Annotated in this window: 19 protein-coding genes, 1 tRNA gene and 1 pseudogene; 15 read left to right on the top strand and 6 right to left on the bottom strand. The window is 40.3% G+C overall.

Going from position 1 to position 23,018, the window contains the following annotated elements:
* The 3 genes and pseudogenes from AACS92_RS16310 to AACS92_RS16300 form a co-directional block, all read right to left on the bottom strand.
* A pseudogene (locus AACS92_RS16310) lies at nucleotides 1–315 on the bottom strand (IS982 family transposase); the annotation flags it as partial.
* Between the two features lie 141 nt (nucleotides 316–456).
* Nucleotides 457–532, bottom strand: a tRNA-Asn gene (locus AACS92_RS16305).
* A 117-nt stretch (nucleotides 533–649) separates the two neighbouring features.
* On the bottom strand, nucleotides 650–1,171 hold the full coding sequence (locus tag AACS92_RS16300; protein WP_099111807.1) for a YlaC family protein: 522 nt from the start codon (nucleotides 1,169–1,171) through the stop codon (nucleotides 650–652).
* Between the two features lie 476 nt (nucleotides 1,172–1,647).
* On the opposite strand from AACS92_RS16300, the gene cspE reads away from it, so the two are divergent.
* From cspE to cheZ, 14 genes are all read left to right on the top strand, one after another.
* A complete protein-coding gene (gene cspE, locus AACS92_RS16295; RefSeq protein WP_010847246.1) occupies nucleotides 1,648–1,860 on the top strand; it encodes a transcription antiterminator/RNA stability regulator CspE in 213 nt (70 codons plus the stop codon).
* A 696-nt stretch (nucleotides 1,861–2,556) separates the two neighbouring features.
* Nucleotides 2,557–3,270: an MgtC family protein gene (locus tag AACS92_RS16290; RefSeq protein WP_099111806.1), complete on the top strand. Its 714-nt coding sequence runs from the start codon at nucleotides 2,557–2,559 to the stop codon at nucleotides 3,268–3,270.
* 3,208 nt (nucleotides 3,271–6,478) lie between these two features.
* A complete protein-coding gene (gene flhD / locus AACS92_RS16285) occupies nucleotides 6,479–6,829 on the top strand; it encodes a flagellar transcriptional regulator FlhD (RefSeq protein WP_086956238.1) in 351 nt (116 codons plus the stop codon).
* Nucleotides 6,830–6,831: 2 nt separating this feature from the next.
* Complete coding sequence (flhC, locus tag AACS92_RS16280) at nucleotides 6,832–7,413, top strand: flagellar transcriptional regulator FlhC (RefSeq protein WP_099111805.1); 582 nt, start codon at nucleotides 6,832–6,834, stop codon at nucleotides 7,411–7,413.
* A 134-nt stretch (nucleotides 7,414–7,547) separates the two neighbouring features.
* The gene (gene motA, locus AACS92_RS16275; protein ID WP_099111804.1) at nucleotides 7,548–8,429 is read left to right on the top strand and encodes a flagellar motor stator protein MotA; all 882 of its coding nucleotides are present in this window, start codon (nucleotides 7,548–7,550) and stop codon (nucleotides 8,427–8,429) included.
* Nucleotides 8,430–8,431: 2 nt separating this feature from the next.
* Nucleotides 8,432–9,433 (top strand): flagellar motor protein MotB, encoded by a 1,002-nt coding sequence (gene motB / locus AACS92_RS16270; RefSeq protein WP_099111803.1) that lies wholly within the window; start codon nucleotides 8,432–8,434, stop codon nucleotides 9,431–9,433.
* Between the two features lie 6 nt (nucleotides 9,434–9,439).
* Entirely contained in the window at nucleotides 9,440–11,638 is a 2,199-nt protein-coding gene (cheA, locus tag AACS92_RS16265) for a chemotaxis protein CheA (RefSeq protein ID WP_099111802.1), read from the top strand.
* 72 nt (nucleotides 11,639–11,710) lie between these two features.
* Nucleotides 11,711–12,208: a chemotaxis protein CheW gene (cheW, locus tag AACS92_RS16260; RefSeq protein WP_099111801.1), complete on the top strand. Its 498-nt coding sequence runs from the start codon at nucleotides 11,711–11,713 to the stop codon at nucleotides 12,206–12,208.
* A gap of 186 nt (nucleotides 12,209–12,394) precedes the next feature.
* Nucleotides 12,395–14,098 carry a methyl-accepting chemotaxis protein gene (locus AACS92_RS16255; protein WP_099111800.1) on the top strand — a complete coding sequence of 568 codons (1,704 nt, stop codon included), beginning with the start codon at nucleotides 12,395–12,397 and terminating at the stop codon, nucleotides 14,096–14,098.
* 55 nt (nucleotides 14,099–14,153) lie between these two features.
* Nucleotides 14,154–15,776 carry a methyl-accepting chemotaxis protein gene (locus tag AACS92_RS16250; protein ID WP_099111799.1) on the top strand — a complete coding sequence of 541 codons (1,623 nt, stop codon included), beginning with the start codon at nucleotides 14,154–14,156 and terminating at the stop codon, nucleotides 15,774–15,776.
* A 15-nt stretch (nucleotides 15,777–15,791) separates the two neighbouring features.
* The gene (gene cheR, locus AACS92_RS16245; RefSeq protein ID WP_099111798.1) at nucleotides 15,792–16,679 is read left to right on the top strand and encodes a protein-glutamate O-methyltransferase CheR; all 888 of its coding nucleotides are present in this window, start codon (nucleotides 15,792–15,794) and stop codon (nucleotides 16,677–16,679) included.
* A complete protein-coding gene (locus AACS92_RS16240; RefSeq protein WP_099111797.1) occupies nucleotides 16,672–17,724 on the top strand; it encodes a protein-glutamate methylesterase/protein-glutamine glutaminase in 1,053 nt (350 codons plus the stop codon). Before cheR ends, AACS92_RS16240 begins: the two co-directional genes overlap by 8 nt.
* Before the next feature lie 265 nt (nucleotides 17,725–17,989).
* A complete protein-coding gene (cheY, locus tag AACS92_RS16235) occupies nucleotides 17,990–18,379 on the top strand; it encodes a chemotaxis response regulator CheY (protein WP_099111796.1) in 390 nt (129 codons plus the stop codon).
* A 9-nt stretch (nucleotides 18,380–18,388) separates the two neighbouring features.
* Nucleotides 18,389–19,048 (top strand): protein phosphatase CheZ, encoded by a 660-nt coding sequence (gene cheZ / locus AACS92_RS16230; RefSeq protein WP_099111795.1) that lies wholly within the window; start codon nucleotides 18,389–18,391, stop codon nucleotides 19,046–19,048.
* A gap of 358 nt (nucleotides 19,049–19,406) precedes the next feature.
* On the opposite strand, the gene AACS92_RS16225 is transcribed toward cheZ, so the two are convergent.
* On the bottom strand, nucleotides 19,407–20,432 hold the full coding sequence (locus AACS92_RS16225; RefSeq protein WP_099111794.1) for a hypothetical protein: 1,026 nt from the start codon (nucleotides 20,430–20,432) through the stop codon (nucleotides 19,407–19,409).
* Nucleotides 20,433–20,553: 121 nt separating this feature from the next.
* On the bottom strand, nucleotides 20,554–21,567 hold the full coding sequence (locus AACS92_RS16220; RefSeq protein ID WP_099111793.1) for a hypothetical protein: 1,014 nt from the start codon (nucleotides 21,565–21,567) through the stop codon (nucleotides 20,554–20,556).
* Nucleotides 21,568–22,539: 972 nt separating this feature from the next.
* Here AACS92_RS16220 and AACS92_RS16215 point away from each other — a divergent pair.
* Nucleotides 22,540–22,752 (top strand): hypothetical protein, encoded by a 213-nt coding sequence (locus AACS92_RS16215; protein WP_099111792.1) that lies wholly within the window; start codon nucleotides 22,540–22,542, stop codon nucleotides 22,750–22,752.
* A 2-nt stretch (nucleotides 22,753–22,754) separates the two neighbouring features.
* On the opposite strand, the gene AACS92_RS16210 is transcribed toward AACS92_RS16215, so the two are convergent.
* The coding region (locus tag AACS92_RS16210) for a transposase (protein ID WP_241538003.1) at nucleotides 22,755–23,018 on the bottom strand (264 nt) is incomplete at its 5' end.

Below are 23,018 nucleotides of genomic sequence, written 5' to 3'. Positions count from 1 at the left end.
TCCTTTTAATTGAGTCAGATAACTGGATAAGGGGACCAAAACGGACGGGGCAACGCAGATAAAACGGGTATAACTGAGCAAGGAGGGGAAGTCGCGGTGGTGGTATTGCCAGATATGCTCCAAATAAAAGTTTTTAAAATCACGGTAATGCGACCGCTGAAAGAGGATTAAAACTGTCATGATTTCACTGGGATACATGTGGCCTTGTCTACGGCGCAGGCGGTATCCGTTATCGAGACAAAACGGCTCCCACTGGGGGATGAAAAGACGGCAAAAGTCGTCGACATAGCAGAAAATTTCAACTAACTTGTCCATGGCCTGTTCCTCCCCGGAGTCGTTTTAGGCTTTCACCAAAACTTTGCTCCTGGAACAGGCCTCTCGTCAATTTCTTATCCAGAATTCAGGTTAAATAGCAAAAAGCCCGACCAGCAAAACTGAATCGGGCTTCTTTAAATTTGGCTCCTCCAACTGGACTCGAACCAGTGACATACGGATTAACAGTCCGCCGTTCTACCGACTGAACTATGGAGGAATTGCTGTGTTCCTGAGAACGAGGCGCATATTAACGACGAACTCAGGAGGTGTCAATGCAAAAATTCGATTTTTCTAACACTTGCCTATCATGTGATCGCATTGCTATAAAATTATGCTATTTTGCTGAAATTACATGCTTTTGTTCAACTTGATAAGGTTGAAAGTAAGGTGATTGCTCTGAGCATGCGATCATAAAAACATCATAAAAGCATATTCCGTTCTTTTTTATAATGATTTGCTTGATTTCGTTTTTCACTTCATTGGGGACATTGGGATGACCGAGTATTGTATTGACGGCATCCTGAGATACCTTTTCATCGACAAACCACTCTCCGTTATAACAAACACGTAAGTCCAGCACATCAATATCGTCAAAACGGTAAACAGGTTTGATATCGAAAAGAAGAACGGCAGCCATAACAAAAAAAAGTGCGGTGAATAAAAGCAGTGACCAAACGCCGAAATAGGGGGCATACCACATCAGTACAGCGAGGAAAACATAAGTAATGATCATAGCTAAAAACAGGTATGGATGCTGATGAATAAAGATACTATTAAAATGTACTTTACCATCCCTATGTTCTGCGAGATTGATCCGCTCTAGGTCCTGAATCAATATCTGTTTGATGATGTTCATAATACCAGCCCAATTATTGTAGAAATCAGTTATCGAATTAAAAGTACCAACCTTTCCAAGGTTATCATGCCGGGTGTCTCCATCTGTATAGCAATTACTTCTTTTAATTTGTAAAACTGTTATTGTTCCTGATGATCACGAATATTTTTGTTTAAGATAAAAGTTGAATAAATCAAATAAAAGCATAAATACATCTATTTATTAGGTTATTCTGTTCTAATATTGAGCGACTGAAATTTTTTTAGATCTATAATCCATAAAAAGGTTGCTATTCCGGTTCGGTCATGCGTTAATGCGTTTGGCCTGATTAACAGACCTACTTTATGTACGACATCTTGAGTTAATGCGTTATGTGTAAGTGCTATCTTGATTAGCCTTTGTAGACCGTTTCCTTCTTAGTGCCCCATAAGTAATAGCTGATAATGGCCAACACATGCCCAAGGTGGCGAGTTTTTTTTGATATATAGGAAAGACACATGTCTGACAAAATGAAAGGTCAAGTGAAGTGGTTCAACGAGTCCAAAGGTTTTGGTTTCATTACTCCAGCCGATGGTAGCAAAGACGTATTCGTTCACTTCTCTGCCATTCAAGGTAACGGTTTCAAAACTCTGGCTGAAGGCCAGAACGTAGAGTTCACCATTGAAAACGGTGCCAAAGGCCCAGCAGCAGCAAACGTAACTGCTATCTAATTTGCCTTTATACCTATTTGTTAAGCTCGCCATGCTAAAATGCCTTGGCGGGCTTTTTGTTTATTAGATTATTTTTAATGAAAAAAGTAATCATAATATATTAAACAATAGTTATTATTTTATTAAACAAGTCTACAAGAATACCATTCTTTTAATACCATTTAATAAGTGAAGCCTTTACTTATTAGTCTCCCCTGATTATAATTTCTCCCTGGTTTTATTTTGGAGCTAATCATTGGACAGTCAAAGTTTAAAATTAAATAAAAGCTAATCGGTAATCTGTTAATTTTCAATGAATTTACTGCTTGCCGAATAATGGTGGGCGATGCTACTTCAGTTTCATGAGTTGTACTCACCCGAAAGATGATGCGGTACTGTAGTTCGGCTATTCAGATCACGAAAACAGTATCAAAGAGATATATCGGGGTATCTATGGTACTGTTATATACTCATTCCTTATTCCCTCCGGGAACACATCAATAATCAGATTAAGTCTGATGCTTTTTCTATTGCTCACGAAAAGAGAAATAATTTATTTCTTCTGGCAACCTGCTACGCATTAGTTTAATTCAAAAAGATGACCAGCAGTTACATGCTTACGCTTGTAAGAGTAAGTGTTTTAATTGCAGATTTGAAATTATGAATTACTAAGCCAGCAAAGTAGCCATTTAGAATAATATTTATCCATTTTATATTATGGAGGATGTTATGCAATTAACATCTATTGCAATTCATTTGCTTTCGGCGATGTGTTTCGGTGCACTGATTGGGGCGGAACGTCAGTGGCGTCAGCGTATGGCGGGGTTAAGAACCAATGCGTTAGTCGCAACTGGGGCTGCGGTTTTTATTCTCAGTTCAATGTCAGCTACCTCTGATGATAGTCCCGGACGTGTTGCCGCACAAGTTGTATCCGGAATTGGTTTTCTTGGTGCTGGTGTAATCATGAAAGAGGGAATGAATATCCGCGGATTAAATACTGCGGCAACATTATGGTGTTCGGCGGGAATTGGCGTTTTATGTGGGTTGGGTCAATACTGGTCTGCTACTATTGCAGTTACAATAATTCTATCTGCAAATATTTTACTCAGGGAAGCTGCTCAGAGAATCAATGCTCAGCCACAACAGCAGACCTTAGATTTAGATCAGAGTTATAAAATTCACATTATTTGTGATATTGGCGATGAGATCCTGATCAGAACTTTGATCCTACAGGCAATTAATGGATTAAATGTCCGGCTGCAGTCACTAAGCAGTGCTGATACAATTCAACCGAATCGGCTTGAAGTGTGTGCAGAAGTACTGGCAACTCCGGATAAGCAAAAAGAGATCGAATCGATTGTTTGTCGGGTGAGTTTAGAGAAAAGTGTCAGTTCCGTTAACTGGAAAATTGCCTCCGAATTACCTGCTTAGAATAATTTGGGACCATAAATAGAGTGTTACCTGTTAAACAATACAAGTCATTAATAAATAAAAATGTAAATAATATTGATTATCACTATTATTTATTAATAATCGTGGACTGTATTCTATTCAGGTAACACCAAAATCTTTTATACCGTTGCCTTTTTAGTTATCTCCTCATTGGTCCCGCTCACTTCTTCTACTGTTTATAAACATACCGTTATTTATACTTCCTAGAACTAATGAGAGATTTCAATCTCTCACCGGAAAACAGCTTTTGATTGAGTAAATTTTTTTCCGATGAATCTGTGGCTCTGTTGCCATTGTTACGCAATCTAAAATCCCATGAGGTATAGCTTTCTTCACAGCTACAGAAAAATTGATGAGTTACCCTGTCATTACTCTCTTCGAAAATTATCAATTTTTGTTCAGGATCTTCGATAAAATCATCAATTAATTTGCAAAAGTGTAGTAGGGGAGCAGTCATTAGTTTGCTGTAATGTGCCGGTAAAGGAACAACTTACTTCTTTCACTGAAGAAAATCACAACAATATCATGGAGCAGGTTGACTATTACAATGAACAAGGTTTCAGGGTGTTAATCTTAACAATCCCGGAGTTAAATTCTGATGAAGTGAAACATTCACTTTCTGTTGCTGATAAGAATGGCACAGTGTTTAGGTTAAGTAGGCGAATATAATTCTGCCGTTATAGCTAAAACTCACTATGAAGCGGATTTAGATACTGGAAATATTCTTAATCGCTTTAATATTGAGTGTGTGAGTGATGAAAACCTTTTAAAAAAAGTGGAATTAAATGTGGATCTTTATCAGTGAATATTTCGGAAAAATACGCATCAAAAAGCGACAATAAAATAATAATTATGCAGTTGATCTATCTGATGATGCAATACGTTATGTACTACATTTCGGGTTACTAGTGTTGGTATTTTTGTTGATAATGCCATAGATATCACAAAAGGATTCTTGGATCTCCTTTTTCCTGAGAAGAATCCTAAGGTATTAGAAAAAGGAGTATTAAAAGATACGAAAACGTTTGGGAATATCATTATCTAATAAATATAGTTGCTTGATCTGATCCTGTGAATGTATTTTCAGGGAGGATAGTCAGTGCATTTATTCTATTTTTATCTATCTTGGCCATTGATTTTCTTGTACAAAACCTAATGTACGATATTTAACAACTGTTTTACGATAGGAAAAAATGAATAAAGTATTTATTTGAGAATGCCTCGCAAATGAGATAATAACTTGTCTGCCATTTTATGATCCTGAGTGGATCGATTCCTGCAATATCTGTTGTGATGAGATATGCTCGCAGTTAATTGTGTAGAACGTCAGGTAGGATCTGCTGAAGCAATTTGCAAAACAGGGGGTTATGGACGCTTAAATTGTACATATGCTATTCAGCTTTAAACTCATTGGTATAAAGCACACCAGCACTACTACTTTACCTGTATTATTGATAGCATTAATAATTATTGAACTAAGCATTTGCATACAACACTCATTATTCAGTGCGTTAATAGGATAGAAATTGTTATCCTAAAAATATTTTTTAGTGAATTGAGAATTTCATAAGTCGTGTATTGTTGTTAGCATTCTAAAATGATCTTATCTTCACCATTTTGGTGAATGGTTATGAATAATCCTCATTAACTGGTATCTTGTTCTATATTGATTAAGAAAATGGCTCATGTAATTTCTATACTATTTACTGCCAATATTAATGGTTTTTAGTAGATATTTAGAATAGGTATAGATGTTATTCCTGATTATGAAGTTGCTATCATAATAATGATAAATTTAACGGTGTAATAGAATTATGTTTACATGCTATTTTTTTAATTTGAATCATCTCTTTATATGACTGGTTATTATTTATATTTTAAATTAAGAAGAATAACTTTCTTTTGTTTTTTATTTTCTTTTATTACTGGATTAGTATTTTATTTAAATTATTTATTATTCTTTTAATTTGATTTTATGATATAAGAAGTTATTGGTAAATTTGCATTTAGTTATTATTTTATTTCCCAATACTACCTATTTAAGGGAATTAATTTCAGTAAAAGGTTGTTTTTTTCTGAGGAATGACCATTAATCGCTTTGGTGTGATGGGTATCATAATCATTTATTATTCTTAACATTTGTAAAATTAGCCGAGATATATATTATAAATTTTACTTATGATTTAAGCTTATGGAATAGCCAATGTACGGAAATGGTGACTAATGTGGTTTTCGTTAAAATAATGTCAAAATTCGTCATGTTTAGGGCTTATTTTGATTAGTTAAATTAATCAATGTTGACTGGCTGGTGATGTGCTGATGTATTTGTTAAGTGGTAGGATTTGTTGAGGTATAGGAGTTTTATTGGTTACTGTTGTTCTGGGGGAGATGTGCAGATGTTTTTTGATTTCAACATCATACTGTATTTTATCTTATTTTTTCGACCTGAATGATATTTGTACTTAAAATGCTGTCAGTACAGGCTTTTTTCTGTTTAAAAAAAAAGCAATCGTAAACTAAAAATGATCAGACTGGTATCTTTTTAATAACTAGTATTCACATATAATTAATAAATTTGGCATAACTATGATCTAAATCAACTAATAGTGGAAGATGAGTGCCTACCTACATTATCACGAAACAAATTTTAATAAGATTTTGATAATTTGGCTAAAGGAAGGATTTTTTCTTGTTATTTTAAATTTATAAGTTTAATAGATCGTATAAAACAAAAAACAGTCTCTAATATTTTTATTTAAATAATTTAACTTATTAATTGTGGACTATTTTGTCTTTTCAGTTGCTTGAATAGTTAATGAGCTAGAATCATAATAAAAAATGTCAGTTTTGTGATGTATATCACATAGTATTTAAAATGACATATATTCTCCGTTGTATAAGTTGATGATTCAGGAGTAAAGTTAATTAGTATTAAGAATATTCTTAATCAATTGTGGCAAGTTCATTATCCAGATGACGCAATAATACTTTTACAATCCATTACCGAAATATTTTAGAAATTGGGCGATCCCAAGAGTAATACAAAGGACAGTTACTGCTCTGGCTAAAGATGTATATTTCAGTTATGTCGGAGATTATTGAATCTCATGCTACTGGTAATTTTGTCGTGAGTGATTCTTTGATCACTTAATTGATTTTTTCATGTAATCGGACGGGATATATAGAAATGAGTACGGTTGAATTGCTCAAACATATTTATGACATAAATTTATCGTATTTGCTTTTAGCACAACGGCTAATTAACCATGAGAAAGCGTCTGCGATGTTCCGTTTAGGTATTAGTGAATCGATGGCTGATACGTTGGCCGAGCTGACATTGCCTCAGTTAGTAAAATTAGCTGAAACCAACCAACTGATTTGCCATTTTCGGTTTGAAGATCACGAAACCGTACAGCAGCTGACGAAGGAATCGCGGGTGGACGATCTACAACAAATTCATACAGGTATTTTGTTGTCCACTCATCTTTTTCAGCAGTTGTCCGCTCAGGATGACACTTCAATGAAGAAAAGAGCATAAAGATGGCTGAAAAAAGTATTGTCCAAGAAGCTAAAGATATTCAGCTGGCAATGGAGCTCATCACTTTAGGCGCACGCTTACAGATGCTTGAAAGTGAAACGCAGTTAAGCAGAGGAAGGTTAATCAGGCTGTATAAAGAGTTGCGGGGAAGCCCCCCGCCTAAAGGGATGCTTCCCTTTTCAACGGATTGGTTTATGACATGGGAACAGAATATTCATTCTTCCATGTTCTATAATGCTTACCGTTTCCTGTTGAAAAGTGGGCATTGTGCAGGTGTTGAGGCTGTAGTTAAGTCTTATAGGCTCTATCTTGAGCAATGTCCCCCGTCTGACGGAGATGCGCCCGTTTTAGCTCTGACCAGGGCTTGGACACTCATTCGTTTCGTCGATAGTGGGATGTTGCAGCCAACTGAGTGTCGTTGTTGTGGTGGGACTTTTATCACACATGCACACCAGCCGGTTAACAGCTTTGTTTGTAGTCTTTGCCAACCGCCTTCAAGGGCGGTAAAAAAACGTAAACTTTCCGCGCAACCTGCCGATACTAATTCACAACTGCTGGATGGATTTGCTCAGCAAGCTATGTGAATTTAAATGGGAAAGTGAAAACTTAGGTTACAGGTTTTGGTCATTCTGGCCTGTAATCTACAATCCTCCTCTTCATTTATTAATTCTCCCTGTTCAAATCCCATCTGCTCACCAACTTAGCTAAAGGATATCGCGTGTTAGTACTTTTAGGATATATCGTGGTTTTTGGTGCGGTGATTGGAGGCTATCTGCTCGTCGGTGGCCACATGGGCGCACTTTATCAGCCAGCGGAATTTTTGATTATTGCAGGTGCGGGTATTGGGGCTTTTATCGTAGGTAACAATGGTAAGGCGATAAAGGCGACATTGCGTGTTTTACCAAAAATATTGCGTAGATCAAAATACAATAAAGCTATGTACATGGATCTGATGGCTTTGCAGTTCCGTCTTTTATCCAAAACCCGCCAGCATGGGCTTTTGTCTCTTGAGCGTGATATTGAGAATCCGCAACAAAGTGACATCTTCACACAGTATCCCCGTTTATTACAAGATCCTTACCTGATGAACTTCATCACGGATTATATGCGCTTGATCGTCAGCGGCAATATGAATCCACATGAGATCGAAGCCCTGATGGATGAAGAGATCGAGACTTATGAGCAGGAAAGTGAAGTCCCTGCGACCAGCCTGGCAATGGTGGGGGATTCATTACCAGCATTCGGTATCGTTGCAGCTGTGATGGGGGTTGTTAATGCACTGGGTTCGGCAGATAGACCAGCAGGTGAACTTGGCGTATTGATTGCTCACGCAATGGTAGGGACATTCCTCGGGATCTTACTGGCCTACGGTTTTGTGTCTCCACTGGCAACGTTGTTACGTCAGCGCAGCAGCGAGCAGATAAAAATGATGCAGTGTATCAAAGTGACTCTGCTTTCCAGCCTGAATGGTTATGCTCCACAGATCGCGGTTGAGTTTGGTCGTAAAACATTATTCCTCACAGATCGTCCTTCATTTACAGAACTTGAAGAGCATGTTCGCAGGGTTAAAGCCCCCGTACAACAAGAAGCTGAAGAATAATTATGAGAGCGAATAATGTTACTGTCGTCAGAGTAAAAAAGCGCAAAAGACATGGCCAGCATCATCATGGTGGGTCATGGAAAATTGCCTATGCCGATTTTATGACTGCAATGATGGCATTTTTTCTGGTCATGTGGCTGATATCGATTGCCAGCCCGCAGGAATTAACCAGCATTGCCGAATATTTTCGTACTCCCTTGCAGGTTGCAATAAACAAGGGTCAGCAAAGTAGTGATACAACAAATCCGATTCCGGGGGGAGGGGATGATGTTTTCCAGCAGGATGGAGAAGTCTTCCGCCAAACCAAACAGGTTGAAGTCAGTGAAGATCGCCGTCGTTTGGATCGGTTACGTCAGCAACTCGATCAGTTGATCATCACCGATCCTCGTCTTAAAGCACTACGTCCTCATTTATTGATTGACATGATGGATGAAGGTTTACGTATTCAGATCATCGACCGGGAAAATCGTCCGATGTTCATGATTGGTAGTGCGAAAGTCGAAAACCACATGAGTGACATTTTGCAGGCGATTGCGCCGATCTTAAATAGTATTCCAAATAAGGTCAGCCTGTCGGGTCATACTGATAATCTGCAATATATCAGTGGACAACGTGGTTACAGTAACTGGGAACTGTCTTCAGACAGGGCGAATGCGTCAAGACGGGAGCTGCTAATTGGTGGTCTGGATGAATCCAAAATTATGCGAGTTGTTGGAATGGCATCTACCGTCAGTATGCAGAAGGGAATTCCTGCTGACGCTCCTGTCAATCGCCGTATCAGTATTATTGTTCTGAATAAAGAAGCAGAACAACGGATTGAGCAGGAAAACAGTGGCGGCAACGCCATGACCGCTAACAGTAGTATGGATATACAAGAAGTCATCAGAATGGATTCGAATGAGGGAACGCCTTCTCAGCAACCCACCGGACAATCCAATGAAATCACTGTGCCGGAACAGACAAATATTGAATCGGCAAGTGATCCTAATAAGGTGACAGAGTAAGTAACGATGGATATTACCGCGTTTTATCAGACTTTTTTTGATGAGGCAGATGAACTATTGGCGGATATGGAGCAGCATTTATTGCTGCTCGATGCCGATGAGCCTGACCATGAACAGCTGAATGCCATTTTTCGCAGCGCCCACTCGATTAAAGGGGGCGCTGCGACTTTTGGTTTTTCCAAACTGCAACAAACCACGCATGTTTTAGAGAATCTGCTGGATAGTGCCAGACGTGACGAAATACGCCTGACAACTGACATTATCAACCTGTTTTTAGAAGCGAAAGATATTATGCAGCAACAACTGGATGCCTATAAAAGTTCTCAGGAGCCAGATGAAGATACATTTAATTATATCTGCGAAACATTGCGCCAACTTGCATTAGAGTTACAGGAAGAGCAGCAGAATATCGCTGATTCTACTGAATCATCTGAATTTGAACCTGTAACGGAAGAGATTATTCAGCATGTAGCAGAAATTCAGGAAAAGCAGGAAGAACACGTATCTCCTGTAGAACAGCATGAAGAAAAAAATCTTCTGATGACAACTCCCGCTTCAGCCACAGAACAGGGACGGATCCGTGTTCACCTATCCGGGCTGAAAGAGCGCGAAGTTGCTTTGATGAAAGATGAGTTGGGGCATCTTGGTGAAATTTATGATGTCGAACAGACAACAGACAGCCTTGAAGCCTCTTTAATCACCTCTGCAACAGAAGATGATATCACCGCAGTATTGTGTTTTGTGGTTGAGCCAGAACAGATAACCTTCTTGCCTGTAGTAGAGTCTCAGCAGGTTGAAGTAAAAACAGAAGAAAATACGACTCAGCCTACGGTACAGGAAGCTTCAGTAACGGCTAATACAACAGACTCCACTCCTGATGTGGAAAAGGAGTTGGCTCAATTACCAGCGTCACCATCGGCTGATACCAGGAAAAAAACTGATGTTACTGAAGCGGGTCGTCCGGCACCGCGTCCGATGGCGGGTTCTCCGCGTCAGCGTGTAGAATCTTCCAGTATTCGTGTAGCCGTTGAGAAAGTCGATCAGCTTATTAATCTGGTGGGTGAGTTAGTTATTACCCAATCTATGCTGGCACAGCACTGTGATGCTCTGGAACCGACAATACACAGCGAATTGCTGAGTTGTATGGCACAATTGCAGCGAAATTCCCGTGATTTGCAGGAATCTGTTATGTCGATCCGCATGATGCCGATGGAATATGTGTTCAGTCGTTATCCACGTTTGGTGCGGGATCTGGCGGGTAAGCTGAACAAAAAAGTGGAACTGACATTAATTGGTAGTTCCACTGAGCTGGATAAGAGTCTGATCGAACGAATTATCGACCCACTGACGCATCTAGTCCGTAATAGCCTTGATCATGGTATCGAAACGCCGGAAAAACGCCTCGCCGCGGGTAAATCGGAAACAGGTAATCTGACACTGGCTGCTGAGCATCAGGGTGGCAATATCTGCATTGAAGTTATTGACGATGGCGCGGGACTGAATCGTGAGAAGATCTTAGCCAAAGCTCAGTCTCAGGGACTGGCGGTCAATGAAAACATGAGTAATGAAGAAGTTGCCATGCTGATCTTCGCGCCCGGTTTCTCTACTGCAGAAATTGTCACCGATGTTTCTGGTCGTGGTGTGGGTATGGATGTGGTTAAACGAAACATTCAGGACATGGGCGGACAGATCCAAATTAATTTTCAGGAAGGGAAGGGGACAGTTATCCGTATTTTGCTGCCACTGACCTTGGCGATATTGGATGGTATGTCTGTCAAAGTGAATGATGAAGTCTTCATTTTACCCCTGAGTGCAGTGGTCAGTTCCTTACAGCCGCAGGAGGAAGATATTTATCCGCTGGCGGGAGATGAAAAACTATTGCAGGTGCGTGGTGAATATCTGCCATTACTGGAACTGTATCGGATATTTGACATTCCGGGCGCAGAAACGGCACCAACGAAAGGCATTGCTGTGATTGTACAGAGTGCGGGACGCCGTTATGCATTGCTGGTCGATAAACTGGTTGGGCAGCATCAGGTTGTTGTTAAAAATATCGAAAGTAACTATCGCAAAGTACCGGGGATTTCTGCTGCCACGATTATGGGCGATGGTAGTGTTGCTCTGATCATTGATATTCCTGCTTTGCAGAAACTTAACCATGAACAGTTGGCCGTGCGTAAGGCGGAATTTGCAAACAAAAAATAACCCTTTTTTGTCATACCCGATGGATATATATCCAAAGATTTAAGTCACACACAATAGATAGAAGGTAACACAATGGCAGCCATAGACGAATTCAGTAAGTTATCAGGAGAAACAGCAGGAAAGGAATATCTGGTTTTCACTCTGGGTGATGAAGAGTATGGAATTGAAATACTGAAAGTGCAGGAAATCCGTGGTTATGATCAGGTCACCCGCATTGCCAATACGCCTGCTTTTATCAAAGGGATCACCAATCTGCGTGGTGTAATTGTACCTATTATTGACTTGCGGATTAAATTTTCTCAGGAAGATGTGACTTACAATGATAACACCGTGGTCATCATCCTGAATCTGCTTAACCGGGTTGTAGGGATTGTTGTTGATGGTGTATCAGATGTGCTTTCTCTGAAAGATGATCAAATTTGTCCTGCTCCGGAATTTGCCGTCACACTGTCAACAGAGTATCTGACCGGACTTGGCTCCATTGAAGAGCGTATGCTGATTTTGGTTGATATCGAAAAACTGCTTAACAGCGAAGAAATGGCTCTGGTGGATTCTGTCGCCAAAGAGTGATATCTCAGGGCTGCCACTCTCTTATCACATAAAGAGAGTCACGCCAAATAACAGCGTGAAAAGGCAGCCTGTTTTTGTTGTAGATCAAAAAAATGCAGTAAAAACTCAATTTTTTGTATTACGCGTAAAGTTCCCTTTAAGGATGCCGATAACACTGGCATAGCAATTTATTACACAAGGGAAGTCATGTTTAACCGAATGAAAATAGTGACGGGGCTAATCTCAGTCATAATCTTATTTGGTGCTCTGCAATTTATGTCTAGCGGCCTGTTTTTTAATTCCATAAAAAATGATACCAAGGCCTTTGATACGCTGGACGAACTGCGGCAGCGGCAAAAATTACTTGATGAAAGCTGGATCAACCTGTTGCAGGCCCGTAATAACCTGAACCGTGTTGGCATCATCTACATCATGCAAATGAACGGTGGTGAGAGCGATTACAAAATTGATGAGGTTTTGGCAGAGGCTAAGGTTAATTTAGCGCGTGCAGAACGCCGTTTTCAGCAATTTGAACAAATGCCGAACTTGTCTATACGCGATCCAGAGCGTATGCAGCGTTTGAAACAAACTCATAGTGTCTATATTAATGCACTTAAAGAGCTAGATGTATTGCTGGCAAAAAAAGAGTTTAAAGCATTTTTTGCCCAACCAACTACCATGTATCAAAACGCATTTGATACTGAATATCTCTTCTATCTGGGTCAGAATGAAAAGCTGTATGAGCGGGTATCAAATGACGCTGATATAGCCTACCGTAACGTCATTATTAGCCTGATTTTTGTCTTTGTGTTGTTAATCGGTGTAATGACCGTGAGTTGGATTGGTTTACGCAAAGCATTAATCGATCCACTGAATAACCTGTTGGATTCTATTAAAGCCTTCTCAAGAGGTGACTTGACCAGAACGATTGATGTCTCCGGTAATAATGAAATGGGGGTGTTGTCTGTTGGTCTTAAGCACATGCAGGAAGAGCTAATCAATACCGTCAGAAGTGTTCATCATAGCACCGAAACCATCTATACCGGCACCAGCGAAATTGCTGCGGGTAACAATGATCTCTCTGCCCGTACTGAGCAGCAGGTGGCTTCACTGGAAGAAACTGCGGCCAGCATGGAAGAACTTACCGCAACAGTAAAACAGAATGCTGATAACGCCCGTCAGGCCAGTAATCTTGCTGATAATGCTTCCGAAATTGCCCGTAAGGGTGGCAAAGTGGTGGCGAACGTTGTGCAAACCATGCACGAAATTGCTGATAGTTCGCGCAAAATTTCAGATATCACCGGTGTGATTGATGCCATCGCCTTCCAGACCAATATTCTTGCTCTTAACGCAGCGGTAGAAGCCGCCCGTGCAGGTGAACACGGACGTGGTTTTGCCGTAGTTGCCGGAGAAGTCCGCAATCTGGCACAGCGTAGTGCCGAAGCTGCAAAAGAGATCAAATCACTGATTGAAGACTCTGTCAGCCGTACTGATACAGGGTCTGAGCTGGTGGAAAGTGCGGGTGAGACAATGAACAACATTGTCAACTCAGTGACCCGTGTAACTGACATCATGGGTGAAATTGCCTCAGCATCTGATGAGCAGAGCAGGGGAATCACTCAGGTTGGTGTTGCTATCTCTGAAATGGATAGAGTGACACAGCAGAACGCATCATTGGTCGAACAGTCTGCGGCAGCCGCAGCAGCTCTGGAAGAGCAGGCCATGATCCTGACCAAAGCCGTGGCAATATTTCAGTTACCGGAGCAGGCAGACAGGAAGCTGCCTGAAAAAAGAAAACATGAAGTTTTATCGACGAGAAAATCGCCGACCCCTCCAGCTAATAAAACGAATCCTCCCGTGCTGAAGAAAAGCAGTGACGTGGAAGACCCATCTAATTGGGAAACATTCTAAAAAATAATAGCGATAACTACGGCTGCATTATGCAGCCGTTCAACGAGGTGATTACATGTTAGGCAGGCTTCGCATATCAACCAGTTTGTATCTATTACTGATGATGTTTTGTATTATGCAAATGATTTCCAGTGGTCTATCGCTGGGAATCATTTATACAGATCAGTCATATATCGAAAGAATTGATTTGGGAACTCAGCGCAGGGATAGCCTGGGCGTGAGTTGGACTGCATTATTGCAAACGCGTAACACTCTGAACAAAATCGCCATTGCTCAAAAAGTAGGGCAACCCAAAGAACAAATCGATGCAATGGAAGCATTGCTCAAACATTCATTAAGTGAAGCAGAAAGAAGCTTTAACCAATTCACTTCTTTACCTCAGGTAGGAAAGAATGAAAGAAGGGATGGTCTATTAACTGACCTTGATCGCGCTTATCGGGACTATTTCAGTGCTCTGAAAGAGATGAAAGAATTTCTTTATGGCGGCGATTTTCAGGCTTTTCTTGACCAGCCGACAGAAGAATATCAGCTCAAAATGGAGCTTGCATATAAACATTATATGCAGTATCTCAACAAGAATATTGAAGATACGGTAGAGAATGCAGAGTTCTACTATAAAGTTGCTGTTGCCATGTTCTTTGGTTCCATTCTGATGGTGTTTATTGTTGCTATCGCAGCTCACTGGTGGCTGAAACGTAACCTGCTCAGGCCTTTTGACAATATGAGAGCCTGTTTTCAGGATGTGGCAGAAGGGCGGCTGGATAAAGAAGTTGCTGTTACCACTGACGATGAAATCGGCGATATATTCAGAAAACTACGCGATATGCAGAGATCGCTGATTAAATCCATATCATCGGTTCGAGATAATACTAATCAGATGTATATCGGCATTCAGGAAATTACGCAGGGTAACACTGATTTATCCTCACGTACTGAAGAACAGGCCGCTTCTCTGGAAGAAACAGCAGCCAGTATGGAACAGCTGACCGTCACCGTTAAACAGAACGCAGAACATGCCCGTCAGGCCAGCGCTCTTGCTGTTGCCGCTTCTCAGACCGCAACCAAAGGCGGAGAACAGACCAGCAGTGTTGTTGCGACAATGGATGAAATTGCTAATAGTTCGAAGAAAATCAGTGCAATTATCAGCGTGATTGACGGTATTGCGTTCCAGACCAATATTCTGGCACTGAACGCAGCGGTTGAAGCAGCACGTGCCGGCGAGCAGGGCAGAGGGTTCTCTGTGGTTGCCGGAGAAGTGCGTGATCTGGCGCAACGCAGTGCTGAAGCGGCAAAAGAGATCAAAATTCTGATTGATGAATCTGTTCACCGTGTTAATCAAGGTTCAGAGCTGGTGAATCATGCCGGACAAACTATGGATGAGCTGGTCAGGTCGGTCAATCAGGTTACTGACCTGATGACTGAAATTGCGGCGGCTTCCGATGAACAAAGTCGTGGTATTCATCAGGTAGCTCAGGCTGTGAGCCAGATGGATCAGGTCACTCAGCAAAATGCCGCATTAGTGGAACAATCCGCTGCTGCCGCATCTGCACTTGAAGATAAAGCAGATACATTGGTGAGAACCGTTGCTCAATTTGAACTGCCAAAAATGTCAGAATATGAGCACAACCATCAGGGATATACTGCATCAAAAATGACCGATGAGTATGCTGTAAATTAAGTACGCTGAGGTCAGATGAAATCCAACTTAACGGCTTCAAATACTGAAGCCACTGTACCGCTGAACTTTATGTTTCAGCGGCATACATTGTCGGATGCGCATTTTGAGCGTATCTGCCAATTTATTTACCAGCGGGCTGGTATTGTACTGGCAAAAAATAAACGAGAAATGGTTTACAACCGTCTGGTCAGGCGATTGCGTGTTCTGGGGTTTAATGATTTTGGTCAATATTTGTCGATTCTGGAACAGAACAGTCATAGTAAGGAATGGGAATTATTCGTTAATGCCCTGACAACTAATCTCACTGCATTTTTCAGGGAAGCCCACCATTTTCCTATTCTTGCGGCACATGCCGGTAAAAAAAACGGGGGGACTTACCGTGTCTGGAGTGCAGCCGCTTCAACTGGAGAAGAGCCGTACTCCATCGCCATGACGTTATGTGATGCGTTAGGGCATCGTTCAAACCGGATAAAAATCATTGCCAGTGATATTGATACTCAGGTACTGGAAAAAGCCCGTCAGGGCATTTATCGATTAGATGAACTACAGCATCTGAGTGACAGTCAAAAGAAAAAATACTTTTTCAAAGGTGTTGGTTTTTATGAAGGATATGCCAGAGTTCGCCCGGTGCTTACTGAAATGGTCAGCTTTCAGCATCTGAATTTACTGGATTCTGAGTGGGCACTTGAAGGTAAATTTGATGCGATTTTTTGTCGTAATGTCATGATTTATTTTGATAAAAAAACGCAGGAAAGAATTTTACGACATTTTGTCAATTTCTTAAAACCAGATGGTCTGCTCTTTGCCGGGCATTCCGAGAACGTTACTCAAATTAGCCGAGAGTTCTACTTGCAGGGACAGACCGTTTACGGTGTAGGTCAGGCAAGGAGGGGTCATGAATAAAATAACAGTTCTTTGTGTGGATGATTCGGCGCTGATGCGCCAAATCATGCGGGAAATTATCAATAGCCATCCTGACATGGAAGTTGTGGATTGTGCGCCTGATCCCTTTGTTGCCCGCGATTTAATCAAAAAGCATAACCCGCAGGTACTGACACTGGATGTCGAAATGCCACGGATGGACGGAATTGATTTTCTTGAAAAACTCATGCGGTTGCGCCCTATGCCCGTAGTGATGGTTTCCTCCCTGACGGGAAAAGGTTCGGAAATCACATTAAAAGCACTGGAATTAGGCGCGGTGGATTTTGTGACCAAGCCGCAGTTGGGGATCCGTGAAGGAATGCTGGCCTATAGCGAGCTGATTGCTGAGAAAATCAGAGCGGCGGCGCAGGCAAAAGTCAGCACGATGAAACCCATAGAGAAAGTTGACGCACCACTTAGTTTTAAGCCACTGTTATCCAGTGAAAAATTGATCGCGGTCGGGGCCTCTACCGGAGGGACTGAAGCAATTAAAAACCTGTTACAACCTTTGCCTATTACCAGCCCGGCACTCCTTATCACGCAGCATATGCCATCAGGTTTTACCCGCTCATTTGCCGAGCGGCTTAATAAACTGAGTCAGATTACTGTTAAAGAAGCGGAAGATGGTGAACGGGTTCTGCCGGGACATGCCTATATAGCGCCGGGAGATCGTCACATGGAACTGTGCCGTAGCGGTGCAAATTACCAAATCATGACCAGTAGTGCTCCACCGGTGAATCGTCATCGCCCTTCAGTCGATGTTTTGTTCCGATCCGTGGCCAAATATGCCGGGCGTAATGCGGTGGGGGTTATCCTGACTGGCATGGGAAGTGATGGTGCAGCGGGCTTACTGGAAATGAAAAAAGCGGGAGCTTATACACTGGCACAAAGTGAAGCGAGCTGCGTGGTCTTTGGTATGCCGAGGGCAGCGATCCAGCTGGGGGCTGTCGATGATGTGATGGATCTGCAAAAACTCAGCAGAACGATGCTGGCTAAAATCAGCACCGTGCAATCAGTTCGTATTTAATCGGGGCTGATTGAATTGAGTCATATACATAATGGATTTCAAGATGCGTCGCGGCGGCAAGGGAGTTCATCTCTGGGAGCATAGCTAACTATGTGACCGGGATGAACGAGTACAGCCAACAAAGAGGCAACTTGAAAGACGAAATGTATAGTTATACCTGATGGATTTCAGATTACAGGATAGTAGCCTGAAAGATAAAAGGAATATTGAGTATTAACTTTTGCAGCACGATGCTGTCGGATGAACAAAATTTCAAGGAGTTTTTATGGCAAGTAAGGATTTAAGATTTCTGGTAGTTGATGACTTTTCAACCATGCGTCGGATTGTGCGTAATTTGCTGAAAGAACTGGGATTTAACAATGTTGATGAAGCACAGGACGGAGCAGAAGCTCTGACAAAACTTCGGACGGCTGAATTTGATTTTGTGATTTCTGACTGGAACATGCCTAACATTGATGGCCTAGAGTTACTGAAAACAATTCGTAGTGACAGTGAACTGGCTGCTTTACCGGTTCTGATGGTAACGGCGGAAGCAAAGAAAGAAAACATCATTGCAGCCGCACAGGCCGGAGCCAGTGGCTATGTTGTGAAACCATTTACTGCGGCAATTTTGGAAGAAAAGCTCAACAAAATTTTTGAAAAGTTGGGGCTCTAAGGAGACAAAATGAGTGAAAATCCAGTCATGCCTAGAAGAGATGAGGCGATTACAACCAGTGAAATAATCAGTCGTATCGGGCAGTTAACAAGAATGCTGCGAGATAGTCTGCGTGAACTGGGATTGGATCAAACCATTGCTCAGGCGGCTGAGGCGATCCCTGATGCGAGGGAACGATTGAATTACGTTGTCCAAATGACGGCACAGGCAGCAGAAAGAGTGTTGAATTGTGTTGAAGTGGCTCAGCCCCGCCAGAATGAATTAGAAGCTTCTGCAAAATCCCTGACTCAGCGCTGGGATGAGTGGTTCGCAAACCCGACTGATTTAGAACTGGCCGGGGCACGTTCTTTGGTTACGGACACGAGAAATTATCTCAGTCTCGTACCGGAACATACCGCATTTACCAATGCCCAACTGCTTGAGATCATGATGGCACAAGACTTTCAGGATCTCACTGGGCAGGTAATCAAACGGATGATGGAAGTCATTCAGGAACTGGAAAAACAACTGGTTATGGTATTAATGGAAAATATACCTTCTGATCAGATGGCCAAAACGAAAAAAGAGAATGACAGTCTTCTTAATGGCCCGCAGGTCAACCAGGATGGGGTTGGCGTTATCGCCAACCAAGAACAGGTTGATGATTTACTGGATAGTTTAGGTTTTTGATAACGAGTAATACTACTTTAAAGAACACCCTATTAATGATTTGGCAGGCGGCTTGCCTGCCAAAACTCAATTTACTCATGGCGTTGTTGCTTAGATTTATTATTAAATCAATCAATTATAAAAATCATGTACCTTGTATCCATGATTTCATATTTTTTCCTAATGGCATTTTATACCAAGTCACTATATGTCAGATTCTGGGCGGGCTACCACAAAATAAGCAATTTTGGCTTCATCGTTCAAATTCAGCTATCTGCTGTGTGCTTCGTTATAGGCTATAGTGCATTCTCTTTTGGCGAGAAAGATGCCTGCTATACCACGGATCGCCTTTCTTAGCGCTCAGACTTCTTTAGTTAAATCATTGTGTTTGATAAATGGGTACCAGTGACTGTGCTATAGGGTAAAATACACGAGGTTTTTCTTTACAACTTTCCGAAGATACCACATTTCTTTTAGATTGAGATGGAGGAGAACCACCACATGAATTTTCCATACTAATAGCTGCTAATTCTAATTCTGTTGGAGTAATATCGCGATACACTATTCTCCGATTTAGCCGGGTAGCTAAAGTGCGAAAATATGACAGATTTGATGTCATTATAGGTATTCCGGCATCTGGTACTCCTCGAGGAAGCTGTGCTGTAAGTGCTGCGCTCATAACATCTCCCCTATCAGTATTTAATGGCCCTCCGTGAGTTTCAATACGTCTATGTTGTAAAATTGGATGAGTTAGGCCTAAAGTATGACCAAATTCATGAACCATAGTGAAATAAACTATCACATTCGCAATGTCCTGCTCTGAATATTTGCTAGATATCAGTGCTCGTAATGCGGTGAAGACTTCCTCAGAGAAATAAAATGTATTTGCTATAACTATTCCTGGATTCGTAAAATTCTTCACCGAATAATGACTTAGCATTTCATCGGGTAAAACGAGTGTTGTGTAAGCCAAATACCGGTTGGTAAGGGGGTGTGATGGATCCGTTACTGATGGAGGTGGAACTAAATATTCCTCTTGTGCGTCATTAGCTCTAGAAATCCAACAGTCCACTTCACTCGGTGAACTCTGAGTAATTTCAGTAAGTTGAATCGGGATTTGGGCTGATCTCAAACGTCGATTCCATAGGTTTGCTGCATAGCGTATTAATGGTGCGGTATTAACAGTAAGAGCTCTTGCGCCAATATTAACTGTCACTTGCCCTATATGTTCATCTATTCTATATCTCAAATTATTATTAAAAAACCGAACAGGACTATAAACTTGATCATTAATAGCATATGAATAAACGTGCCTGTTTGGATTATTGCGAGCATTCGGGTCAAAATTACTATCTGCTAAAACACTATATGCTGTTAATAATAAAACGAATAAAAAATATTTCATTTGAGACTCCATTTTTTCTAGGTGAGTAACACAGCTATAGAATGAAATATTGTGTGCATTTTTCTGTGATGTGAAAGATGCTTGTTATAGCAACTTACCGTTCAGTATTCTTAGACAAATTTTAGTTAAATAATTGTGTTTGATAAATGGGTACCAGTGACTGTGCTATAGGGTAAAATACACGAGGTTTTTCTTTACAACTTTCCGAAAGTGCAACATTTATTTTCGATTGAGATGAATGTAAACCACCACATGCATTTTCGGTAGCTATAGCGTTTAGTTCTAATTCTGATGGTCCGATATCATCATAGTTTAATCTTCTACCTAATTGGTCATGTAAGCGTCCAAAATATCCATCGTCAGCCCCCATTAATGGTGTTCTGGCGTCTGGTGCTCCTCGGGGAACGAGAGCTGTAATTGACTCTCCATAAAAATGTCCAGCTTCTAGATCTATAGGGTCCTGATGAGACCATTCAAAATCCCTCATATTTTCATTTGGATGGTGTAAACCTAAAGCATGGCCAATTTCATGAGACATAACATAATAAACTAGCATGTTTGCAATTTGTTGGTCTCCAATGCCTGAAGGCAATGCATCCCTGAATATATTGAATTCTTCATCTGAGAAATACATCTGATCTGATACAACAATGCCTGAAATATTAAAAAGTGGGTATACGTAACGATTCATAATTTGATCTGGTAAGATTAAAGTTGTCAGAGCATGTATATTATGTTGTCGTAAAAAACCTTGCTGGTTATATGCTGGGTCTGTCTCTGCTCTGGAGAACCAAAAATTAACTTCAGCCGGTGGGCCTTGAGGGACTTCAGTAAGGGTAATGGGGATACCCCTTTGGGCTAAGCGCCGTCGCCACATATCGAATGCATGACGTATTTCTGTTGCAGTATCAACAAGATAATGTCTTCCTCCATTAAAAACTGCAACCTGTCCTATATTACTTTCTATTAAATATCTTAGATGGTTATTGTAATATCGGGCTGGACTATAGACTTGATCATCAATGGCATAAGAGCAAGCATGCCTGTTCGGGTTTGTACGGGCAGCGGGATCATAATCCTGAGTAGCAAAAACATTAGATGCTGAGAATAATAGTATTAATAAAATATACTTCATCTTAGACTCTCTTAATTTTTTAATTTAAATAGTATTTATATTTTAATAAGTAGATTTAATTGAAGATGAAATGGTATAAACGTGATCTTTCAAAAATAGCACGTATCTATTATTTTACTTAAAACAAAGTGTTATGTATTAAATTACATTAATATAGTAAATGTAACATTGTTATAAGCGAAGTGAATGAGTTGATAATTATTTAAATAAACGACTGAAAGCATACGTATTGTATTATTGATTTAAAATAGTAATCTATTAATTCGCCATAAGTAAACCAGCGACTTGAAGAAAGCTAATATCTATACCTATTATAGTACAGGGTTATTATTTTTGTTATTTTTTAGAGAAATTTCAATGTTTCTTCGCTATAATTATCATTATGATACATTATCATTATTCCAGTTATTTGATTTTTAATTCAAATTAGAGAATGTGTATGCTTAATATTACAGTGAGCCTGATCATTATCGCCATAAAGGGAAGTTACTGTACAGGTGCTTATGTGGCTTATGAAACCCTCCCTGAAGAAAAGTATCTTTTGAAAATGTCATTAAAATTATTAACTATTTAATGTCGTAACAATATATTAATATTAAATTAATTAAATGGTTATAATTGAATTTAAACCCAAAATGGTTAATTTTTTTTAATGGGGAATTAACTATTGTAATAATCCAGAAGTGGAACTACACTTAATTTTAGTAAATGATGGGTTATTATGATTCCTGACACTAAAATAGTTATTTCTAATCAAGTTAATAATGAAAAAATATATATACCATTGTATTTAAAATATAAACGTTGAAGGTGGAGTCTTAATATTTGGTTTAATTTTATCGATTTTAATCTCATTTTTTATCTTCTTAATTACATATCAATATTTCCGGAAACGGTTAATGGATATGGCATGAGATTTAAATAGCGACGTTGTTTCAACAGGTTATTTATTAAAACCTAAAGGAATATAATATGAAAATTAAATTTATGATTGGCATTGTTATTATGATGCTTATGCAAGGTCATGCCTATGCTTTTGCTGGAAATTGTAAAAAAAACGAGGGACGTACGGGATATGTACAAGCCGTATATATTGGCGTGGATAATGGAAATGATGGTAGTGTTACTTTTAATTTTTTACCCGATGGTTCAAAAAAAACAGTAACAATCTCTTTTTATAATTAACCTCAGCTTCGCTTAAAAATAGCGATCTCATTATCCCGTAGATTCAAGCTCGGTTTTTTAGGTTGGAATGTATAAGCAATAAGGCCGGCAGTAACTTCCAATAAAAAACCGAGTTGACTGCGATGCCTTGAATGCTCTATCTGAGAAATATTCTTGAGCTGATCGATGACGGTTTCTATCAAAAACCGCCGCCTTAACATCAATCTATCCCAGAGAGATAATGCCTTGGCTTTCATGTTACTCCGGACATTCGTGATTAACGTGAC

It is taken from the genome of Xenorhabdus sp. KJ12.1, from assembly GCF_963876495.1.
GTDB classification, from domain to species: domain Bacteria; phylum Pseudomonadota; class Gammaproteobacteria; order Enterobacterales; family Enterobacteriaceae; genus Xenorhabdus; species Xenorhabdus stockiae.
This window is presented reverse-complemented; position numbering and strand designations above follow the sequence as displayed.

What these genes read in the sequence shown, in the direction of transcription:
- AACS92_RS16300 (WP_099111807.1), bottom strand. Translation starts at nt 1,171, where the DNA reads ATGAACATCATCAAACAGATATTGATTCAGGACCTAGAGCGGATCAAT.
- cspE (WP_010847246.1), top strand. Translation starts at nt 1,648, where the DNA reads ATGTCTGACAAAATGAAAGGTCAAGTGAAGTGGTTCAACGAGTCCAAA.
- AACS92_RS16290 (WP_099111806.1), top strand. Translation starts at nt 2,557, where the DNA reads ATGGAGGATGTTATGCAATTAACATCTATTGCAATTCATTTGCTTTCG.
- flhD (WP_086956238.1), top strand. Translation starts at nt 6,479, where the DNA reads ATGAGTACGGTTGAATTGCTCAAACATATTTATGACATAAATTTATCG.
- flhC (WP_099111805.1), top strand. Translation starts at nt 6,832, where the DNA reads ATGGCTGAAAAAAGTATTGTCCAAGAAGCTAAAGATATTCAGCTGGCA.
- motB (WP_099111803.1), top strand. Translation starts at nt 8,432, where the DNA reads ATGAGAGCGAATAATGTTACTGTCGTCAGAGTAAAAAAGCGCAAAAGA.
- cheA (WP_099111802.1), top strand. Translation starts at nt 9,440, where the DNA reads ATGGATATTACCGCGTTTTATCAGACTTTTTTTGATGAGGCAGATGAA.
- cheW (WP_099111801.1), top strand. Translation starts at nt 11,711, where the DNA reads ATGGCAGCCATAGACGAATTCAGTAAGTTATCAGGAGAAACAGCAGGA.
- AACS92_RS16255 (WP_099111800.1), top strand. Translation starts at nt 12,395, where the DNA reads ATGTTTAACCGAATGAAAATAGTGACGGGGCTAATCTCAGTCATAATC.
- AACS92_RS16250 (WP_099111799.1), top strand. Translation starts at nt 14,154, where the DNA reads ATGTTAGGCAGGCTTCGCATATCAACCAGTTTGTATCTATTACTGATG.
- cheR (WP_099111798.1), top strand. Translation starts at nt 15,792, where the DNA reads ATGAAATCCAACTTAACGGCTTCAAATACTGAAGCCACTGTACCGCTG.
- AACS92_RS16240 (WP_099111797.1), top strand. Translation starts at nt 16,672, where the DNA reads ATGAATAAAATAACAGTTCTTTGTGTGGATGATTCGGCGCTGATGCGC.
- cheY (WP_099111796.1), top strand. Translation starts at nt 17,990, where the DNA reads ATGGCAAGTAAGGATTTAAGATTTCTGGTAGTTGATGACTTTTCAACC.
- cheZ (WP_099111795.1), top strand. Translation starts at nt 18,389, where the DNA reads ATGAGTGAAAATCCAGTCATGCCTAGAAGAGATGAGGCGATTACAACC.
- AACS92_RS16225 (WP_099111794.1), bottom strand. Translation starts at nt 20,432, where the DNA reads ATGAAATATTTTTTATTCGTTTTATTATTAACAGCATATAGTGTTTTA.
- AACS92_RS16220 (WP_099111793.1), bottom strand. Translation starts at nt 21,567, where the DNA reads ATGAAGTATATTTTATTAATACTATTATTCTCAGCATCTAATGTTTTT.
- AACS92_RS16215 (WP_099111792.1), top strand. Translation starts at nt 22,540, where the DNA reads ATGAAAATTAAATTTATGATTGGCATTGTTATTATGATGCTTATGCAA.